This window comes from Streptomyces sp. FXJ1.172 (assembly GCF_001636945.3).
Classification (GTDB): Bacteria; Actinomycetota; Actinomycetes; order Streptomycetales; family Streptomycetaceae; genus Streptomyces.
The window spans coordinates 978,519-994,618 of sequence record NZ_CP119133.2 but is presented as its reverse complement, the minus strand read 5'-3'; the positions used below and the strand labels follow the sequence as shown (position 1 = coordinate 994,618).

Sequence of the window (16,100 nt, the reverse complement as noted above, 5' to 3'; positions counted from 1 at the left end):
CGGGAACACGTTCATGCGTACGCCGACAACTCCATATCCCTGATTCGGGCGCCATTTGGCGGCATTCTTGTACGACCTTGGTGCCGTCGAAGCGGCAACGTCACACAAGAGGACGGGATGGCCGGGGCGCTGGGGCCGGCGGTCGGACTCCGAGTTCCTTTCGGCGGGTCGGGGCTGGCACGGGCCGTCGGCTGGGGCAGCCCGCGAAGGCCGACAGGTGGTGGGGGCTATTGCCAGGGTGATGCCGGGGTGCCATCGGGGTCCAGTCCATAAGGCCAGCGCGTGTCGGCGCGGTGCAACGCTCCCCAGATCACCGCCGGGTACCGAAGCCGACCGTCGGCATGCCCGGCGTCGGCGGCTTGGCGGGCCAGGGCCTCGGCGCTCTCCCCGTCCCCCGCCTTCTCGCGCAGCTCGGCCAGCAACAGCAGGGCGTTGGTGCCGCCGGCGTCGGCGCCATGACAGGCCAGGGCCTCGGCGCTCTCCCCGTCCCCCGCCTTCTCCCGCCGCACGGCCAGGATCAGCAGGGCGATGAAGTTGCCGGCGTCGGCAGCCTGGCGGGCCAGGGCTTCGGCGCGTTCCGTGTCCCCCGCCTCCTCGTGCCGCACGGCGAGGAGAGACAGGGCGCCGGCGTCGTCGGCCCGGGAGTGGGGGACCGTGGCACCCTTCCAGTCCTCTGCCTCCTGCTGCACCTCGGCCGGGCGGAAAGGGGCGTCAGTGTGTTCGGCGCCGTCAGCCGGACGGGCCAGGCAATTGGTGCCCTTTCCGGCACCCGGCTCATCAGGCGACCGGGCCGTCGTCTGCCGGGAGAAAATGTCGATGATCTGTTGGTAGAGGGCCATGGCGCCCTCAATGTTCCCCACCGCGTTCCGCATCTCAGCCAGGCAGAACAGAGCGCCGTCGTCGCCCGCGTCGGCGGCCGCACGGGCCAGCACTTCGGCGCCCTCCGTGTCCCCCGCCTTCTCCCGCAGTTCAACGAGGCGGCACACGGCACGGGCGTTGCCGGCGTCGACGGCCTGTTGGTAGAGGACCTCGGCGCCCTCCCAGTCTCCCGCCCTCTCTCGCATGGCGGCCAAGAGCATCACGGCACCGATGTGCCCGGCGCCGGCGGCGCGGTGGCGGAGGTGGTGGGCCCACTGGAGACGATGCCGGTGCTCGGCTGCTTGGGCGAGGTTGGCCAGGTCGTCCGGGCGGGTGAGGTGGGTGTAGGCGGAGTGCCAGAAGGAGGCGGGCGGGCACAACCGCCTTCGGGTGATGCGCCCATGCTGTTCGAGGTAGTCGGCCAGCTGGAACGCCGGCCCCGCCGGCATCGCTGCGGGGGGTGGTGCTCCTGGCGGGCGGCGAGCAGGCCGGTCGGCCATGCGTCGCAGAGACGCCTGCCGGCCGTGTACGGGCCGGGCGAGTTCGGCGAACGCGGCTTCCGCCCAGTCTCCGGCGAGGTCACCGTCGATGTCGTTGAGGTAGTCGGGTGCGGCGTCGGTGAGGAATGTCTGCGGCAGGTGCAGGCCCACGCCGAGACGGCGTGCATCCATCGCTGCCTCCAGCAGGGCCCGCGCCGGTGGGGTGCCGTATTCGTAGGTGTGCAGGAGTTCGGGAGCACCAGCCAGGTCCTGTGTCACCCGCCCTTGGGCGTGGGCCCTGGTGAGGGCATCGGCCAACAGCCGGTCTCCGCGCTCGGCAAGGCTGGACGCGACACGAAGAGCCGCCTTGTCGAAGCTGTCCGGCACGGAGAGTGTGCGTCCGGCCAAGAGCACGCGTACCCGGCTGTGCGGGTCCGGTTTGCCAGGCGAGAGCAGTGCGGTGTACTGGCGTTGGTACTCGGGCCATAGGGTGCCCAGCACCAGGACCGGTGTCCGTCCGTCATCGGTGAGCAGCGCGTGCACCGCGGCGGCGATCCGCTCGCCCGCCTGGACGTCACCGAGATAGTGCTGGGCCTCATTCAGCCACACCACCGTCTGCCGCTGGACACGTTTCAGGTCGTCCAGAGCGGCGTCGGCGCGTGTCGGGTCGACGGGATGCCACAGCCGCCACCCCAGCTCCGCGAGCGGCTGCACGGCCTCCCAGCAAGCTCGCGTCTTTCCCGTCGACGAGGTGCCGACCAGGACCACCATCCGGCTCTGGCCCACTTGGACGTCCCGCACCGCCTGCGCCAGTTCATCGTCATGCGCTCGCCGCACATAGCCCGGCAGCACCCGGTGCCGCAGCGGCCCCGGCCCGTGCCCCGGTGCGGGTCCGGCAGGGTGGACCTCCAGGTCGTGCGGGTCCCACTCGACGATCGGCTTACCTGGCTCCCACCCACCCTGCAGAACCGGCCTGGAGGCCGAGCCCGCTGCGGTGCGCCGCAACTCCAGCAGCTCCTCCTGCGGCAGCTTCAGCACGCCGGCCAACGCCACCACTGTCTCCGCCGACGGAACGGGCCCATCGAGTCGGAAGGCCTGCTGCACGGTGGTCCGCCCGAGGCCCGACCGGCGGGCCAGTTGGGTCTTGGCCAGCCGGGCACGGGCCAGCCCGTCGCTCAGTCTGTTGTGCAGTGTGGCGAGTGCCCGGTTGCGCTCGCTCCGCTCGTCGTCGTGCACGTACTCGTCCCCCGGGGTGGTGCTGTGTTCGCCGGTGTTCATCTTCCTACCGCCGAACCGTGGCGAACACCGATTCCGGATCCCTCGGCTACGTCAACACCCCGACGTTTCCGGGGAGATTGGCACAAGCTGTCGTCATCCGCGTCCGACCTCTTGGTGCAGGTGCTCTCGGGACGCCCTCCACGAGTCGCCGTGAAGCGGCGTTGTCAGTGGGCTCTGCCAGGGTGTGCGTCGTGGATGAACTGGTGGAGCGTGTCGACGATCAAGATCGTGTGCTGGGGGTGGTGGTCAGCCGCCGGCAGGCCATCCGGGAGGGTTGGCTGCACCGGGTCGCCGTGACGGTGTGTCGTGATGAGCGTGGCCGGATCCTCGTCCACCGGCGGTCGGAGCGGCTGTCGCGCTTCCCCGGGTTCTACGAGGTCCTGGTCGGTGGCGCGGTGGATGTCGGTGAGTCCTATGAACAGGCCGCTGCGCGGGAGCTGGCTGAAGAGCTGGGCACTCGTGTGCTGCCGCGCTTGCTGTTCACGTTCATCAACCGCAGCGGTTTGAGCCCTCACTGGCTCGGCGTGCACGAAGCCGTGGTGCCGGACGCCGTGGTCCCCGATCCCGATGAGGTCGCCTGGCATGGCTGGCTGACGGAGCCGGAGCTGCGGTCGGCCCTGCTGGAGTGGCGCTTCACCCCCGACAGCCACGAAGCCTTCAGCCGGTATCTCGCGTTCCGGGCTGCGCAGTCCTGACCTTGCGGTACCCGGCAGTCCCAGCGGTGCCGCGGAGCCCCGGTGGTCCGTCCGGCCGCTGCCGGCGGGACGGACCACCGTCGGGCCGGTGGAGTCCGGTACGTTTCGCGCTCAGGCCGTCGCTCAGGCCGTGCCGAGCGGATTGAGCACGGCGAACCGCCAGCAGCCGTCGACGCCTCGGCACGCGACATTGGCGGTGGTGCCGGTCGGGGCGACACGCTGGCCGTCGGGGGCGGTGACTTCGAGGGTCCAGTCGGTGACCAGCAGCGCGGCTTCGGCGCCGACCAGGGTGTGCCGGGGGATGTTGGTGAGCCGTCCACGGGCGGCGACGGTCCCGCTGATCTCCCGGCGCAGCGCCTCGTGACCGGTGATGACCTCGCCGGTCGGCGTGCGCATGGTGGCGCCAGGGGCGAACAGCGCCAGCACGCCCTCGACGTCACCGCCGTTCAGGGCATCCTCGAACGCGCCGGGCAGCAGTGCGGGGTCGGTGATCGCAGTCTTCACAGTGGTGGGTCCTTACCTGGTGTGTGCCCGTTGGGACAGGGATGTACGAACGCGCCGCGGGTCCCGGGGACGCGGACCGGCAGCACGCGGCGATGCCTCCACGATCCCCGTCAAGGCGCTCCCGCGACGAGGTAGAGTCGGGACCCACCATGGTCAAAGTTGGACAACGCGACGTCATCGACATCGCCTACCACAATCCCGACCGCCCGCGGCTGGGCATCGAGGTCCTGACGTTCGACGTCCTGCGCCGCCGCATGAAAAGGGCGGTCACCCGCACCGCGAGCCGGCCGGACTTCCACCAACTGCTCCTCGTACGGGGCGGTGAGGCAACCATGATGGTCGATTTCGTCCCCCAGCCCTGCGCACCGGGCAGACTGCTGCATCTGCGGCCCGGGCAGGTCCAGCGGTTCCCGACCGATGCGGAGGGCCGCCTGGCCGAACTGGATGCCGTGCTGGTGCTGTTCACCGCCGCCTTCCCACCGCGCCTGCCTCAGCTCGCGTCCCTCCTCGACGGCTTCGGGCCGGCCGGCTGGACGCTGTCCCCGGGCGACCACCAGGTTCTCGACCGGACCCTGGCCGAGATCACGGCCGAGTACCACACCCTGGAGGACCGCCGGGAGGACACGGACGCCGACCTCACCGTCCCACTGCTGCGCCAGCTCCTCGGCATGCTGTTGCTGCGCCTGGCCCGGCTGCCCCATTCGGACCGTGCCGCCTCGGCGATGGCCGGCGGCGAGGTCTTCCGTGCCTTCCGGTACGAGCTGGAGCGCTCCTTCGCCGCCACCCGCTCCGTGCAGAAGTACGCCGCCCAACTCGGCTACTCACCACGCACTCTGACCCGGGCCTGCCAAGCCGCCACCGGCCGCACCGCCAAAGAACTCATCGACGCCCGCGCCGCCCTGGAGGCGCAGCGCCTGCTCGTGCACACCGACCTGCCCGTCGCCGCGATCGGCCGGGTGCTCGGATTCTCCGAACCCGCCAACTTCGGGAAGTTCTTCACCCGCGAAACCGGCGACACCCCCGGCGGCTTCCGCACCCGCCGGCGCTGAGCCAGGAGACCGGGCAGCACGGCGTCAGCCCATCAACCGGCCGGCCGACTGCGGTTTCGGCACCCGCCATGGCCAAGCAGACGCCGGCGGAACGATCCCGCGTACCAACCACTGGCCCGCGGCTTCACGGAAACGCGGTCAGAACCGTTTTCAACAACCCCCATCGGGGATACCGAGGGTGCGGCACAGCGCGACCCGTTAGCCTGATCCGCGGTAGAGCACGAGGTAGCCATGGGAGCCAGGGGGGCGCCATGACACGGGGGCCTATGCCACACCAACGTACGTCGAACGGCGCGGGGGAGGGGCCTCCACCTCAGGCGCAGACGGCCACTCATGACGCCCGAGCGGAGCCGCCGACGGGGGTCGTGCGGGAACACCTGATCTTCTTCCTCGGACTCGTGCCGACCGCGATCGCCGTCATGCGGGTCTACCTGATGGCGCAAGGCGACAGCGGAACGATCCTGACGCTGATTCAGACTCTCGATCTGCGATCACTGGTGCTCGGCACCTTCGCCCGGTTCATCGGTCTGTTCGGCGTGACCACCACGGTCTATGTGTTCAGCCGGGTCTTCTGGCCACGTATCAGGCACGGACGTGCTCCCGCCGGGCCGGCCGGCCAGGACGCTCGCGTCGGCAGGCGCTGGGGATCCTCCGGCTTCGGGTTGCTGGCGTTGATCTTCCTTGCCTCGGTCGGCTGCCTCTATCCGGAGCAGCTGCTCGACATCACCAGCCCCAGTGCCGGACCCGTTGATCTGGCCCGGGCGGTCGGCTGGACGGTCGGCGTCTATCTGGTCCTTCTCGGCGGCTTCCAGATCCTGCAGCGAACGTCCGACCGGCTGTGGCGCACCGCTGCCGAGGACGACGCACAGCAGAGCACGCGCACCAGGGTCGCCGCGCGCGGGCGTGACACATTACGCCGCTGCGTCAACGCCGCTGCCGGGTTGTCCGACAACGTACTGCGGCTGTACAAGCCGGAGTTCTTCCTCGTGGCCCCGGCCGTCCTGCTGCTCTTCTGGGCCTATCTGGTGACCAACGACCGCATGTGGCTGCCCGCCGAGGTCGTGACCCTCAGCAGTGAGCCCGCCGGCATGCGGGACAGCGACGGGGCGGTGGTCACCGCGGAACCCGGTCACCGTTCCTCGTACGATCCGGTGCTGCGCCGCGAGCACGGCCGGGTCGCGTTCATCGCGTACGTCATCGACAGCGACATGGTGGAGGAGACCCTGCTGCGCCCGGGCGGTGGGATCGTGGTGGTGCACAGGAGCGATGTCGTCGATGTCGCGACCTGCCAGCTCGAACCCGATTTCGACCCCGGCGACGACGCGCCTTTCCTCACCCACCTGCCGGGCTTCCACGCTGCCGACTTCGCCCGCGAGACGCCGATCTGCGACGACGTGCTGCACGGCCGCTGACGCGGGGCCTCCGCCCACACGCCGTGCGGGACGGAGCAGCGCTGCTTTCGTGCTGCATCCCGGCCGGCCGGGGCGCCGGGTTCGTCTGTGGCGTACGTCGCCGAGCAGCTCGGGGCGGCTCCGAGATCCAGTACACGGCGTGGGCGGGCACGGGCCTGGTGGTGACCGTGGACGTCACCGTCAGTACGCGGCTGCCCGGCTGCGGCGACGTCCCTCGGACCGATTGCTGCTTGGCCCGGACCTCGGCGACCTCGAGCAGTGGCTCCTCGCCTGCGGTGTCCACGACGGGGGTATGCGCCGGCGGACGATGAACGGAAGCCGGGGCCGCGGGCGTTCGCCGTGCCCGTGCGTGACCGGGCGGGCCGGGCGGTGGCCGCGGTGAACGCGGCCACGCACGCGGCCCGCCGCTTTGTGGCGGACCGTGTGCGGTACCTGCCGCCCCGAACTGCGGGCGACCGCCGACCGCATCCGGACGGACCTGCGCACCCGCGCCCTGCTGCACCCGGGGCGCGGCGCGCCGGGCCCGCTCAGTCTGCGGCCGTGTCCGGCCCGTCCACGGTCAGCGAGACGGAACCCAGAGAGGGGAACGACGCGCTGACCACGGTGCCCGGCACGAGGTCCACAGCACCGGCCCAGGAACCGGCGAGAACGATCTCCCCGGCCCGGATGCCTTCCTGCTGGGCGGAGAGGATGCGCACCAGACAGGCGACGGACTCCGCAGGGTGGCCCATCACGGCCGAGCCCTGAGCGCGCTGGACCTGCCCGCCCGCTTCGAACGTCATCCACTCCGCGGCCAGGTCGACCCCCTGGTGCGGGGCGGGGGCGCCCAGCACGGCCCCGGCCGTGGACGCGTTGTCGGCGACGGTGTCGACCAGTTTGATCCGCCAGTTTCTGAACCGGCTGTCCAGCACCTCCAGCACGGGATACACCTCGGCGGACGCGTCCAGCACGTCCTGCGCCGTCACGTCGGCGCCGGCCAGGTCCTCACCGATCCGGAAAGCGATCTCGCCCTCGACCTTGGGGCTGATGAACCGGCTCACGTCCAGGCGGGTCTTGTCCGCCAGGATCATCCGGTCGGTCAGGAAGCCGGAGTCGGGGTGGTCGATGTCGAACATCTGCTGGATGGCTTTGCTCGTGGCGCCGATCTTGCAGCCCACGATCGTGGCGCCGTCGGCCACTTCCCGCGCCTTGACCAGGTGCTGGACGGCGTAGGCGTCGGCCAGTGTGAGGTCCGGGTGACGGACGGAGAGCGGCGGCACGGGCCGAAGGTCACGGCCCGCGGTCCACAGCTCCCCGGCCAGCTCGCGATGGAGCGCGGTCGGCTCCGGCGGCGCGTACCGGAAGACCCCGACCCGGGCCCTGGTCTCGCTCGACGTCTCCTGTGCGCGGGTCACTTGGCCGCCACGAAGACGCGTGCGCCGGGCAGGATCTCGGTGACGGTCTCCACCTGCGAGAAGCCTGCGGCGTGGAACTTGTCCTCCCATTCCTTCTCGCTGGGCAGCGGTACGTCCATGAAGTTCGCGTGCAGATAGGTGAAGAGGGCGCTGAACTTGCGCTCCCGCTCGTCCTGCGCGTAGGAGACGGCGTCGGCGACCAGCAGCCGGCCGCCGGGGGCGAGCGCGGAGCGGCAAGTGCGCAGCACGCCGCCGGACAGCGTGTCGTCCCGGACGATGTCGTGCATGACGAAGCAGGCGACGATGGCGTCCGCGCCCTCGAGCACGCCGGAGTCCTCCAGCAGTGACTCGATGGGCCGTTCCACCACCTCCAGCCGGTCGCCGACGCCGGCCCGGTCAGCAGCCTCGCGGGCAGCGGCACAGGCCGCGGCGCTGATGTCGAGGGCCAGGCCGGTGCGCTGCGGCTCCTGCTGGAGGAGTTTGATGAGCAGTCCGGCGGCGCCCGCTCCCAGGTCGGCGACGCGCCTGGCGCCGGCGGCCTGTACCCGGTCGATGACGGCCGGGTAGAAGGTGGGCTCGCCGATCCAGCGCGAGCTGACGGCGACCCGCCGCCCGTCGCGCTGGTGGAGGCGCGCCGTGGCCTCCCGGTCGGTGAGGAACTCCCGCGCATGTTCGATGAACGGCCGGTTCGCGTTCAGCGACCAGGACAGATAGCCGGCGGCGTGCTTCCACTGCGCGTAGTCCTCGGACACCCGGAACCGGCCCGCGGTCTCCGTCTCGGCCACCAGGCCGGCGGCGGCGAGGGCGCGCACGAATTCCGCGGCCCCGCCCTCGGGGACATTCGCCACCCCGGCCAGTTCGGCGACGCTGAAAGCGTCCGCCGAATCCAGGACGTGATCGATACGGAGTTCGGCACCGATCTGCAACAGCGCGGCGACCGCCGCGACTTCGGCGGCGGACTGGTGATTCATTCTCGGCCTCCTGTGTACACACGTGCAGTTGAAAACACCGGGCACAACTCAAGGCCGTCCGGCGGCAGTTCACGAGGACTGCCGCCGGACGGCCCGCGGCTTCTCACATGGGGTCCGACTGCGGCCCGCCCGAGGCAGCCAGGGCCATCGCGACCTCGATGATGGCGTCCTCCTGGCCGGCCACCACGCGCCTGCGGCCGAGTTCCATGAGGATTTCCCGCGGATCCACCTGGAAGCGCTCGGCGGCCCGGCGCACCGGGGCGGCGAACCCGGAGAACACGCCGGCGATTCCGCTGGCGATGGTGATGCTGTCGTTGGTCGGCACGTGCTTGACGAACATCTCCTCGGCGAGATCCGCCGCGTCCAGCGCCTCGAAGAGCCGTACCCGGGACGCGATCTCCTGGACGTGCAGGTTCGCGGCCAGCAGTTCGAGCGGCGCGTTGCCCGCTCCGGCACCGAAGCCGCGCGCCGTCACGTCGATGATGGTGGCGCCGGACTCGACGGCGGTGAGGCTGTTCATCACCGACAGGCCGAGGTTGTTGTGGGCGTGGAAACCGATCTCGATGTCGAGGTGTTCGACGAGGGTGCTGACCTTCTCCTTGACGTCCTTCGGGGTGTAGGCGCCCGCGGAATCCATGAGGATGACCGCCTCGGCGCCGTAGCCCTGCATGAGCCTGGCCTGTTCGAGGAGCTTGTCCGCGGGTGCCATGTGGCTCATCAGGAGCATCCCCTTGACCGTGACGCCCATGGCCCGCAGCATCCCGATCTGCTGCTGGGTGACATCCGCCTCGGTGCAGTGCGCACCCACCCGGACCTCGTCGACCCCGCAGTCCAGCGCGGGCTTGAGGTGCTTCTCGACGCTCGCGAAGCCGGGAATGGACAGCGCGCCGAGCCGCGCCCCGCGCAGTTCGGCCTTGGCAACGGTGAGCATCTCCGTGTCGCTCAGCGCGGCCAGCCCGACCTGGATGGAGGAGGCCCCCAGTCCGTTGCCGTGCCCGACCTCCACCACGTCCGCCCCAGCCGCCTCGGCCGCCCTGGCATAGGCGCGGATGTCGGCGTGACCGAGCTGATGGGCCACCGCGTGATTGCCGTCCCTGAGCGTCGTGTCGCAGATCGACAGACGGGACGTGGCTGTCGTAGTCATGTTCACCTCTCCGCTCGGGCCTCGGCGACGGCGACGGCCGCGCACGTGATGATGTCCAGGTTGCCGGCGGAGGGCGGCAACCAGTCGCCGCGGCCCTCCACTTCCACCGTGATCATGATGCGGCCGGAAGCGCGTACCGGGGGAACGACGACGCGGTACCCGGGAACGTAGGACCGGATCGTCTTCTCCATGGTGTCGACCGCCGCGCGCAGGACGTGCATGTCGACCTGTTCGGACGCGTTCACCGTGATGGAGTTGCGCATGACGATCGGCGGGTCGGCGGGATTGATGATGAGGATCGTCTTGGTGTCCTCGACATCGCAGAACCGGCGGGTGGCCGTCTGCGTGGTGAGCACATATTCGTCCAGGTTCGCCCGCGAGGCCGGGCCGACGCTGCGCGATGAACTGGCCGTGACGATTTCCAGATAGGACAGGCCCTCGGACGCCTGGTCGAGGCAGGAGGCCATGGGGACCGCAGCCTGACCGCCGCAGGTGACCATGCCGACGTACTGCTCGTCCAGGCATTCCTCGAGATTCAGTGCCGGTACGCAGAACTTGCCCTGGTTTGCCGGGGTGAGGTCGATGAATTTCAGCCCGAGGGGTTCGATCAGCGACCAGTGACGTACCGCGTCGTTCGCGGAGGTCGCATCCATGACGACATCAAGTTGGTCCGCCAAGGCGACGATCGCGTCGATACCGTCCGCACTCGTGGGCACACCGCGGGACTTGGCCAATTCGATACCCGGAGACTCCGCACGTCGGCCGGCGAACATGTCGCACCGCAGCGCGGGAGAACGGAGAACCTTGAGCAGGAGGTCCGTTCCTATGTTTCCGGTTCCGATAATCCCGACGCGGAGCGGATCCGAGTCCGGACTCGTCTGCGTACGCATTCCGCCTGCCTTTCTTTTGAGGCACAGCCGGACGGCTGCAGCAATCACTGGAAATAGGCTGGATAAGAGGGAGGAAATGGGAAGAGGCTCGGCGCCCTCGCCGAGAAGAGGTGTGGGGGAAGGGGGTCAACGGGTCCCGGAGGACATGGCGTCCGTCCGGTCGGCCGGGATCTGCGCCGCGAGGTCCTCGGCACCGGCCCTGGCCATCCGGCGCGGTCGCTCCGGGGCCGGGAAGAGGCCGACGGCGGGGATATCCGGGCTGAAACCGGCGGCCGTTCGCCGGCCCACGGGGCCATCGGCACCGCCGGGGCTCCGGGGTTGTCGGTTCTCGTGAAAGCTCCGGACAGGGGTGTGGAGCGGCGAGGCCGGCTGGAAGGTGCGGGTGCTCAGCGCGGTCAGATCGGCATCGAGCGTGGTCAGAACCGCGTCGAGGACGGCGGGGACGGCACGGGCGGAGTATTCCGGCCGCGGATCTCCCGGCCCCCGCTCGGGGCCGCACTGTGCGCGACGAACACCCGGCGCGGCGGCGGCAGGTCCCGGTCGCACAGGGCATACGTGAGTGACCGCCGGCCCACCCGTGCCCCCGGCCGGCGCCGCAGCAGGCGTACGGCCGGTCCTGGAGCGGGCCGTACCGCCTCCAGCTGCGCGTCCACGAGCGACGTCCTGCCGGAAGCATGTGAACCAGCGACGCGCGTCTTCGCCTACCGGATTCATGCCGTGCGCACCTCGAGCACCTCACCCTTGCCAGTCACCGCGAGCACATGGAGAAACAGCGGGCAACGCTCTTGGCGCAGGGCAATGCCGACCAGCTCAGGAGCGTAGGGGTTGGAATCAGGTCGACGTTCTGCGAACAATCAGAAATTCAAGACAACCGATACGCATTCAGCGCTGCCCCCTCGTCATGTCACATTGCAGCAAAACGGTACGGTAAACCCATAGCGGACACGCTGGTCAGCGCATGTACGCCAAGTGATCAATGGCTTCCCTTACGGTAGGTGGCGGATTCACGCGCGTCAAGGTCGACTCTCGCGTGCTGCCCGGCTCCTACATCTGGCCCTGCGGACACTTCGGGAAATCAAAGGATTGCTCTTCACGGGTTTGGGGCACGGCGATTGCTTCCCGCGGGGGAGGCTTCGGGGCCGTGCGAACCCGGATTTCCGGATTCCGTTCGTTCGTCATTATCCGGGTCGGCCAAGCGGTGCCTGGACGATGACCGCGATGGCCGGGCCCAGCACGTTGACGGCGAGCCCCCCCTTGCGGCCCGGTACCCGATGCGCCGGGTTCCGGCCGAGGTGGTGGTCAGTCAGCCTCCGCGCCTACGATCAGCTCATCGAGCGCCGCACGCAGCGCGGCCAGTTCGGCCGGGGTGGGATCGCCCGGCTCGTGCGGTGTCAGCGCAGCGGGGTTGACCACGGGGACGGTGCCCTCAGGACCAGGCACATCCGTGGCGGGGGCAAGGAGCGCGCCGATGTCGGGCGGCGGGGTGCCGAGGCCGTCGCTGAGCCGGCGCAGGGCGGCCGTGAGCGGGCGCTGAGGGAAGGGAAAATCTGCGGGGAGCAGCCCGGCCTGCTGGGTGTGGTCGTCGCTGCGGAAGTCCAGGACCCAGTTCTCCCAGCGCGGCAACGGCCAGTCGTGTATGCCGGCCACGGTCTGAACCGCCCAGAGCGATACGGTGCGGGCCTGCGGGTCGAAATGGACGCCGCCGTGCGGCATGTCGGTGAGCGCAGGGGTGGCCGGCGACGCAACGAGCAGGTCGATCAGGCCGGGGCCGGCAGCGAGGTGCTCGATGGGCTCCCAGCCGCTGCCCCACGCGCGAACGCTTCCGTCGGGCAGGCGCAGGGAGGCGACGGAGCAGGGATCGGTGTACTCGGTGTCCGCGAAGCCGGAAGGCTCGAAGGTCTCGAACCAGCCCGGCGCACGGGTCAGGTCTCTGCCGAGGCCCAGGTGGTGGGTCAGATCACCCATCCCGTCGTGTGCGAAGCGAACGTCCCAGCCGGGCCATGTCCGGGCCAGTACGACGCGGGCGGCGATGTGGTCGGCCCAGCTGTCCGCGAAGGCGAACCAGAGGAGGACCCGGCGGTCGTGGTCGACGAGCGCGGCGCCCTCGCACCACACGTCGTCGAGCCATTCGTCGATCTCCCGGTTCGCGCGGAAGCAGCGTGTCGCCGCGACCGGACCGGGCAGCAGATCGTCGACCACCCGGTTGGCGGCCCAGTGCGAGTAGTACCGCTGCCAGGCGCCGTTCTCGACCACCACGTATTGCGCTCGCGCTCCCATGATCAGCGAGGCTAGCTCCGAGGACGACGAACGACGAACGCTTTTCAGGCGCCCGGCCCGTGCCACGCCCAGAGCAACCAGTCCCCCCAGCGACTCGGGTCAGGCAAGGCGCAGATCGATCCAAGGAATGGATTCTCCCGGCAGCAGGTACCGGTCGATCTCGGCGAACCCGTGCTTGCATGCGAACCGCAATCCGTCCTCGTTGCAGGACAGGACCACCGTTTCGATCACCTTCGCGCCCAACTCCCGTGCCTGGGTGAGCCCGCGCGCATAGAGTTCCTCGCCGAACCCCTGCCCACGGTGAGGAGCGAGGACGCGGGCGATCACCGTGGCCGTCAACGTGTCGTCCGTGGGAGGGCGCACGGTGCTGCAGCCCACGAGGACGTCATCGAGGTACGCAACCTCGAGGTGGTAGCGCTGTGCGCGTTCCCGTATCTCGTCCATGGACAGGACGTGCGCAGGAATGATCTCGTTGTGGACATATTGCCAGTCCCTGAGCGTGGCGTCATCGTCGGGCTGCCGGAAGTGAAGATCAGACATCGCAGTAGCAGACCCGAGTACGCCTCGGACGTCAACTCCCTTCTGCCGCGCCACCAATCGGTTGCCCGGCGTCTGGCATGATCAATGTGTGATGAGCGAATCTGGGCAGCCCGGCCGGAGGAGGTACGTCCTGTTCGATGTCGACGGCACGTTGATCGACGCCCTGGACAACCAGCGCCAGGTATGGCGAGCGTGGGCGGAGCACTACGGACTGGACCCGGACGAGGTCTACAGGGTGGCCCTGCGGACCAGGCCCACCGAAACGTTCGCGCAGGTCGCCGCGCGCTACGATCCGCACGAGTTCCTGGCCAGGCTGCACGAACTGGAGGACGAGGACGTCCGGTCCGGCCTCTACGCGGCCCCGTTTCCTGCGGACGGGCCTACCGGTGCCGGGTCTGATCGTCGATGCGGCCGCTGTTGAGGAGGGCAAGCCCTCTCCCGTTCCGTATCTGCGGGCCGCTGCGCGACTGGGTGCCGAGCCGGGAGAGTGCCTGGTCATTGAGGATGCCCCGTCCGGAGTGCAGTCCGGACTGCGTGCCGGTATGACGGTGTGGGGTGTGAACGCCGCTGCCCCGGTGCAGGGCGTGCACCGCCACTTCGAGAGCTTGCGCCAGGCAGTCCCGCACATCCTGGCCTTCGCGTCCGGATCCTTCGTCGACGCCGTGGCCTGAACCTGTCCGCCGGCACGGGGCATCACCATGATGGCCTCGGTGTGGCTGGTGTGATCATGGTGTCCGGTCCGGACGGCGTGACGCGCGATTACGGGCTCTCCAGCCAATCGGTGTACCAGGCACGAAAATCGGGGCTAACCGGTACGAAGCCGCCCCAGTCCGGATCGATCTGCCAGACCTCGCCGGCACGGGGGCCGTTGAGGATCAGCCGGATGAACATGCCGCAGCCCCGTTCGGCCAGCATGAGCGTGCCCGGGGTCAGTGCCTCGGCCGGTGCGCTGATCCGACCGGGCAGGGGTTCGCTGAGAGGGAACGGCTCGGCGAGTCGGCCCGGCAGTCGGTCTTCCTCCCACGCGCCGTCCACGGCCCACTCCTCGTCGGCCTCCGGACGGGGGACGGTCAACGGCATCAATCCGTGGCACGGACCGGCGGGACCATTGCCCACCTCTGCGACGAAGGATCGGTACTCCATCGGCAGACCGATGCCGTGGGACTCCTCGAATGCCCGGATCTCCGCCTCCGGCAACCGAGGCGCCAGCTCGTACCGGTGCGTGTCCGCCCCGAAGCGCTCCCACCCCGGGTCCTGGGCTGCCATCTCCCGTATCCGTGCGCGTACGCCGTCCTCGTCCCAACTCGCCATCCAGCGACTTTGACGTGCTCCCTGGCCTAAAGTCCAGGGGTTCCGGCCTGGGTCGGCTGACCCTTCCGGGGGCTTCCTGCTTCACCGCGCTGGGCCGGGACTTTCGTCCTGGTCTTACCGGCGCTCCACGAGGCGTTTTGCGTCTCCACCCGTCCGGCGGCGACGATTCGGCGTCCTTCGAAGAGGACGTTACGTGCTGCGTTGTGGTCGCGGTCGTGTACGGTGCCGCATTCGCCGCACGTCCACTCGCGGACGTGCAGGGCCTTGGGGCCGTCCCGCAATCCGCAGGCCGAGCAGACCTGCGAGGACGGGAAAGCGCGGTCCACCTTGGCGAAGGTGCGGCCGTGCAGAGCCGCCTTGTACTCCAGCATGCCGACGAACGCGGACCATCCCGCGTCGTGCACGGACTTGGCGAGCCGGGTGCGCCCGAGGCCGGACACCGCGAGGTCTTCCACGTACACCGCTTGGTTGTCGCGAATGATCTGTGTGGAAGCCTTGTGGTGCCAGTCCCGGCGCCGGTCCGCCACCTTGGCGTGCTGGCGTGCGACCTTCATGCGGGCCTTGGCCCGGTTCTTCGATCCCTTGGCCTTGCGGGACAGCTCACACTGAAGGCGCTTGAGTTTCTTCTCGGCCCGGCGCAGGAAGCGGGGGCTGTCGATCTTGCTTCCGTCGGAGAGGACGGCGAAGGCGGACAGGCCGAGATCGATACCGACGTCGACGTCCAGGCCGGGGAGGATGTCCGGCTCGGTGTCCACGACGAAGCTGAGGAAGTACCGGCCGCAGCTGTCTTTGGTGACAGTCAGGGACGTGGGTGCGGCCGGAAGCCGGCGGGACCACTTGACCTTGAGGCTGCCGACCTTGGCCACGTACACCCCGCCGTCGCTGCGGAGGCAGAAGGCGTTGGTGTTCAGGCGGATCGACTGCCGGGTGTCCTTCTTCGATTTGTATCGGGGAGGGCCGACCTTGCGGCCCTGCCGCTTGCCCTTGACCGAGTCGAAGAAATTCTTATAGGCAGTGTCGAGGTCCCGAAGGGACTGTTGCAGGACGACGGCTGATACGTCGGCGAGCCAGGCGCGTTCCTCGGTGTGTTTGGCCTGGGTGATGCGAAGCCGGGACAGTTCTGCCGACTTTACGTACGGCAGTCCTGCCGCGTGCGCTTCTTTGCGGTCGCGCAGGCAGTCGTTCCACACCACGCGGGCGCAGCCGAACGCACTTGCCAGCGCGCGACGCTGGGAGGCGTCCGGGTAGGCCCGGTAGTTGTAGCGGAGCTGCACACCCAAGATCCTACTGCGATTGGT

The 16,100-nt window shown here is 69.5% G+C and carries 15 protein-coding genes and 1 pseudogene; 4 read left to right on the top strand and 12 right to left on the bottom strand.

All coding sequences use genetic code 11. The features are described 5' to 3' along the window. Positions 1-227: 227 nt before the first annotated feature. Complete coding sequence (locus tag A6P39_RS04840; RefSeq protein WP_234378947.1) at positions 228-2,615, bottom strand: hypothetical protein; 2,388 nt, start codon at positions 2,613-2,615, stop codon at positions 228-230. Between the two features lie 191 nt (positions 2,616-2,806). Here A6P39_RS04840 and A6P39_RS04835 point away from each other — a divergent pair, with 191 nt between their 5' ends. Further along, complete coding sequence (locus A6P39_RS04835) at positions 2,807-3,310, top strand: NUDIX hydrolase (protein ID WP_443052819.1); 504 nt, start codon at positions 2,807-2,809, stop codon at positions 3,308-3,310. A gap of 123 nt (positions 3,311-3,433) precedes the next feature. On the opposite strand, the gene A6P39_RS04830 is transcribed toward A6P39_RS04835, so the two are convergent. Continuing rightward, the gene (locus tag A6P39_RS04830; protein WP_067047169.1) at positions 3,434-3,814 is read right to left on the bottom strand and encodes a YybH family protein; all 381 of its coding nucleotides are present in this window, start codon (positions 3,812-3,814) and stop codon (positions 3,434-3,436) included. 149 nt (positions 3,815-3,963) lie between these two features. Between A6P39_RS04830 and A6P39_RS04825 the strand changes: the two genes are divergently transcribed. Beyond that, the gene (locus A6P39_RS04825; protein WP_067047172.1) at positions 3,964-4,863 is read left to right on the top strand and encodes a helix-turn-helix domain-containing protein; all 900 of its coding nucleotides are present in this window, start codon (positions 3,964-3,966) and stop codon (positions 4,861-4,863) included. Between the two features lie 365 nt (positions 4,864-5,228). Further along, on the top strand, positions 5,229-6,275 hold the full coding sequence (locus tag A6P39_RS04820) for a hypothetical protein (protein ID WP_067047175.1): 1,047 nt from the start codon (positions 5,229-5,231) through the stop codon (positions 6,273-6,275). A 527-nt stretch (positions 6,276-6,802) separates the two neighbouring features. On the opposite strand, the gene A6P39_RS04815 is transcribed toward A6P39_RS04820, so the two are convergent. The 8 genes from A6P39_RS04815 to A6P39_RS04780 all read right to left on the bottom strand — a co-directional run bounded on the left by A6P39_RS04815 (position 6,803) and on the right by A6P39_RS04780 (position 13,491). After that, on the bottom strand, positions 6,803-7,669 hold the full coding sequence (locus A6P39_RS04815; protein WP_159396088.1) for a 2-keto-4-pentenoate hydratase: 867 nt from the start codon (positions 7,667-7,669) through the stop codon (positions 6,803-6,805). Continuing rightward, complete coding sequence (locus tag A6P39_RS04810; RefSeq protein ID WP_067047178.1) at positions 7,666-8,640, bottom strand: class I SAM-dependent methyltransferase; 975 nt, start codon at positions 8,638-8,640, stop codon at positions 7,666-7,668. The genes A6P39_RS04815 and A6P39_RS04810 overlap by 4 nt, the downstream gene beginning before the upstream one ends. Positions 8,641-8,743: 103 nt before the next feature. Further along, the gene (dmpG, locus tag A6P39_RS04805; protein WP_067047181.1) at positions 8,744-9,784 is read right to left on the bottom strand and encodes a 4-hydroxy-2-oxovalerate aldolase; all 1,041 of its coding nucleotides are present in this window, start codon (positions 9,782-9,784) and stop codon (positions 8,744-8,746) included. A 2-nt stretch (positions 9,785-9,786) separates the two neighbouring features. Continuing rightward, positions 9,787-10,674 carry an acetaldehyde dehydrogenase (acetylating) gene (locus tag A6P39_RS04800; protein WP_067047185.1) on the bottom strand — a complete coding sequence of 296 codons (888 nt, stop codon included), beginning with the start codon at positions 10,672-10,674 and terminating at the stop codon, positions 9,787-9,789. A gap of 126 nt (positions 10,675-10,800) precedes the next feature. Then, on the bottom strand, positions 10,801-10,962 hold the full coding sequence (locus tag A6P39_RS04795; protein WP_159396089.1) for a hypothetical protein: 162 nt from the start codon (positions 10,960-10,962) through the stop codon (positions 10,801-10,803). Positions 10,963-11,090: 128 nt separating this feature from the next. Further along, on the bottom strand, positions 11,091-11,327 hold the full coding sequence (locus A6P39_RS04790) for a hypothetical protein (RefSeq protein ID WP_159396090.1): 237 nt from the start codon (positions 11,325-11,327) through the stop codon (positions 11,091-11,093). A 646-nt stretch (positions 11,328-11,973) separates the two neighbouring features. Then, a complete protein-coding gene (locus A6P39_RS04785) occupies positions 11,974-12,951 on the bottom strand; it encodes a hypothetical protein (protein WP_159396091.1) in 978 nt (325 codons plus the stop codon). Between the two features lie 99 nt (positions 12,952-13,050). After that, the gene (locus A6P39_RS04780; RefSeq protein WP_067047189.1) at positions 13,051-13,491 is read right to left on the bottom strand and encodes a GNAT family N-acetyltransferase; all 441 of its coding nucleotides are present in this window, start codon (positions 13,489-13,491) and stop codon (positions 13,051-13,053) included. 88 nt (positions 13,492-13,579) lie between these two features. On the opposite strand from A6P39_RS04780, the pseudogene A6P39_RS04775 reads away from it, so the two are divergent. Continuing rightward, positions 13,580-14,162 (top strand): annotated as a pseudogene (locus A6P39_RS04775) (HAD family hydrolase). 88 nt (positions 14,163-14,250) lie between these two features. Here the strand turns inward: A6P39_RS04775 and A6P39_RS04770 are convergent. After that, positions 14,251-14,802, bottom strand: coding sequence for an SMI1/KNR4 family protein (locus A6P39_RS04770; protein ID WP_067047192.1), 552 nt, complete (start codon positions 14,800-14,802; stop codon positions 14,251-14,253). 26 nt (positions 14,803-14,828) lie between these two features. Further along, positions 14,829-16,076, bottom strand: coding sequence for an RNA-guided endonuclease InsQ/TnpB family protein (locus A6P39_RS04765; protein ID WP_067047196.1), 1,248 nt, complete (start codon positions 16,074-16,076; stop codon positions 14,829-14,831). Between the last annotated feature and the right edge of the window lie 24 nt (positions 16,077-16,100).

Excerpts from the sequence above, each read along its gene's own strand:
- A6P39_RS04840 (WP_234378947.1), bottom strand. The coding sequence starts at position 2,615 with ATGAACACCGGCGAACACAGCACCACCCCGGGGGACGAGTACGTGCAC.
- A6P39_RS04825 (WP_067047172.1), top strand. The coding sequence starts at position 3,964 with ATGGTCAAAGTTGGACAACGCGACGTCATCGACATCGCCTACCACAAT.
- A6P39_RS04810 (WP_067047178.1), bottom strand. The coding sequence starts at position 8,640 with ATGAATCACCAGTCCGCCGCCGAAGTCGCGGCGGTCGCCGCGCTGTTG.
- dmpG (WP_067047181.1), bottom strand. The coding sequence starts at position 9,784 with ATGACTACGACAGCCACGTCCCGTCTGTCGATCTGCGACACGACGCTC.
- A6P39_RS04800 (WP_067047185.1), bottom strand. The coding sequence starts at position 10,674 with ATGCGTACGCAGACGAGTCCGGACTCGGATCCGCTCCGCGTCGGGATT.
- A6P39_RS04785 (WP_159396091.1), bottom strand. The coding sequence starts at position 12,951 with ATGGGAGCGCGAGCGCAATACGTGGTGGTCGAGAACGGCGCCTGGCAG.
- A6P39_RS04780 (WP_067047189.1), bottom strand. The coding sequence starts at position 13,491 with ATGTCTGATCTTCACTTCCGGCAGCCCGACGATGACGCCACGCTCAGG.
- A6P39_RS04770 (WP_067047192.1), bottom strand. The coding sequence starts at position 14,802 with ATGGCGAGTTGGGACGAGGACGGCGTACGCGCACGGATACGGGAGATG.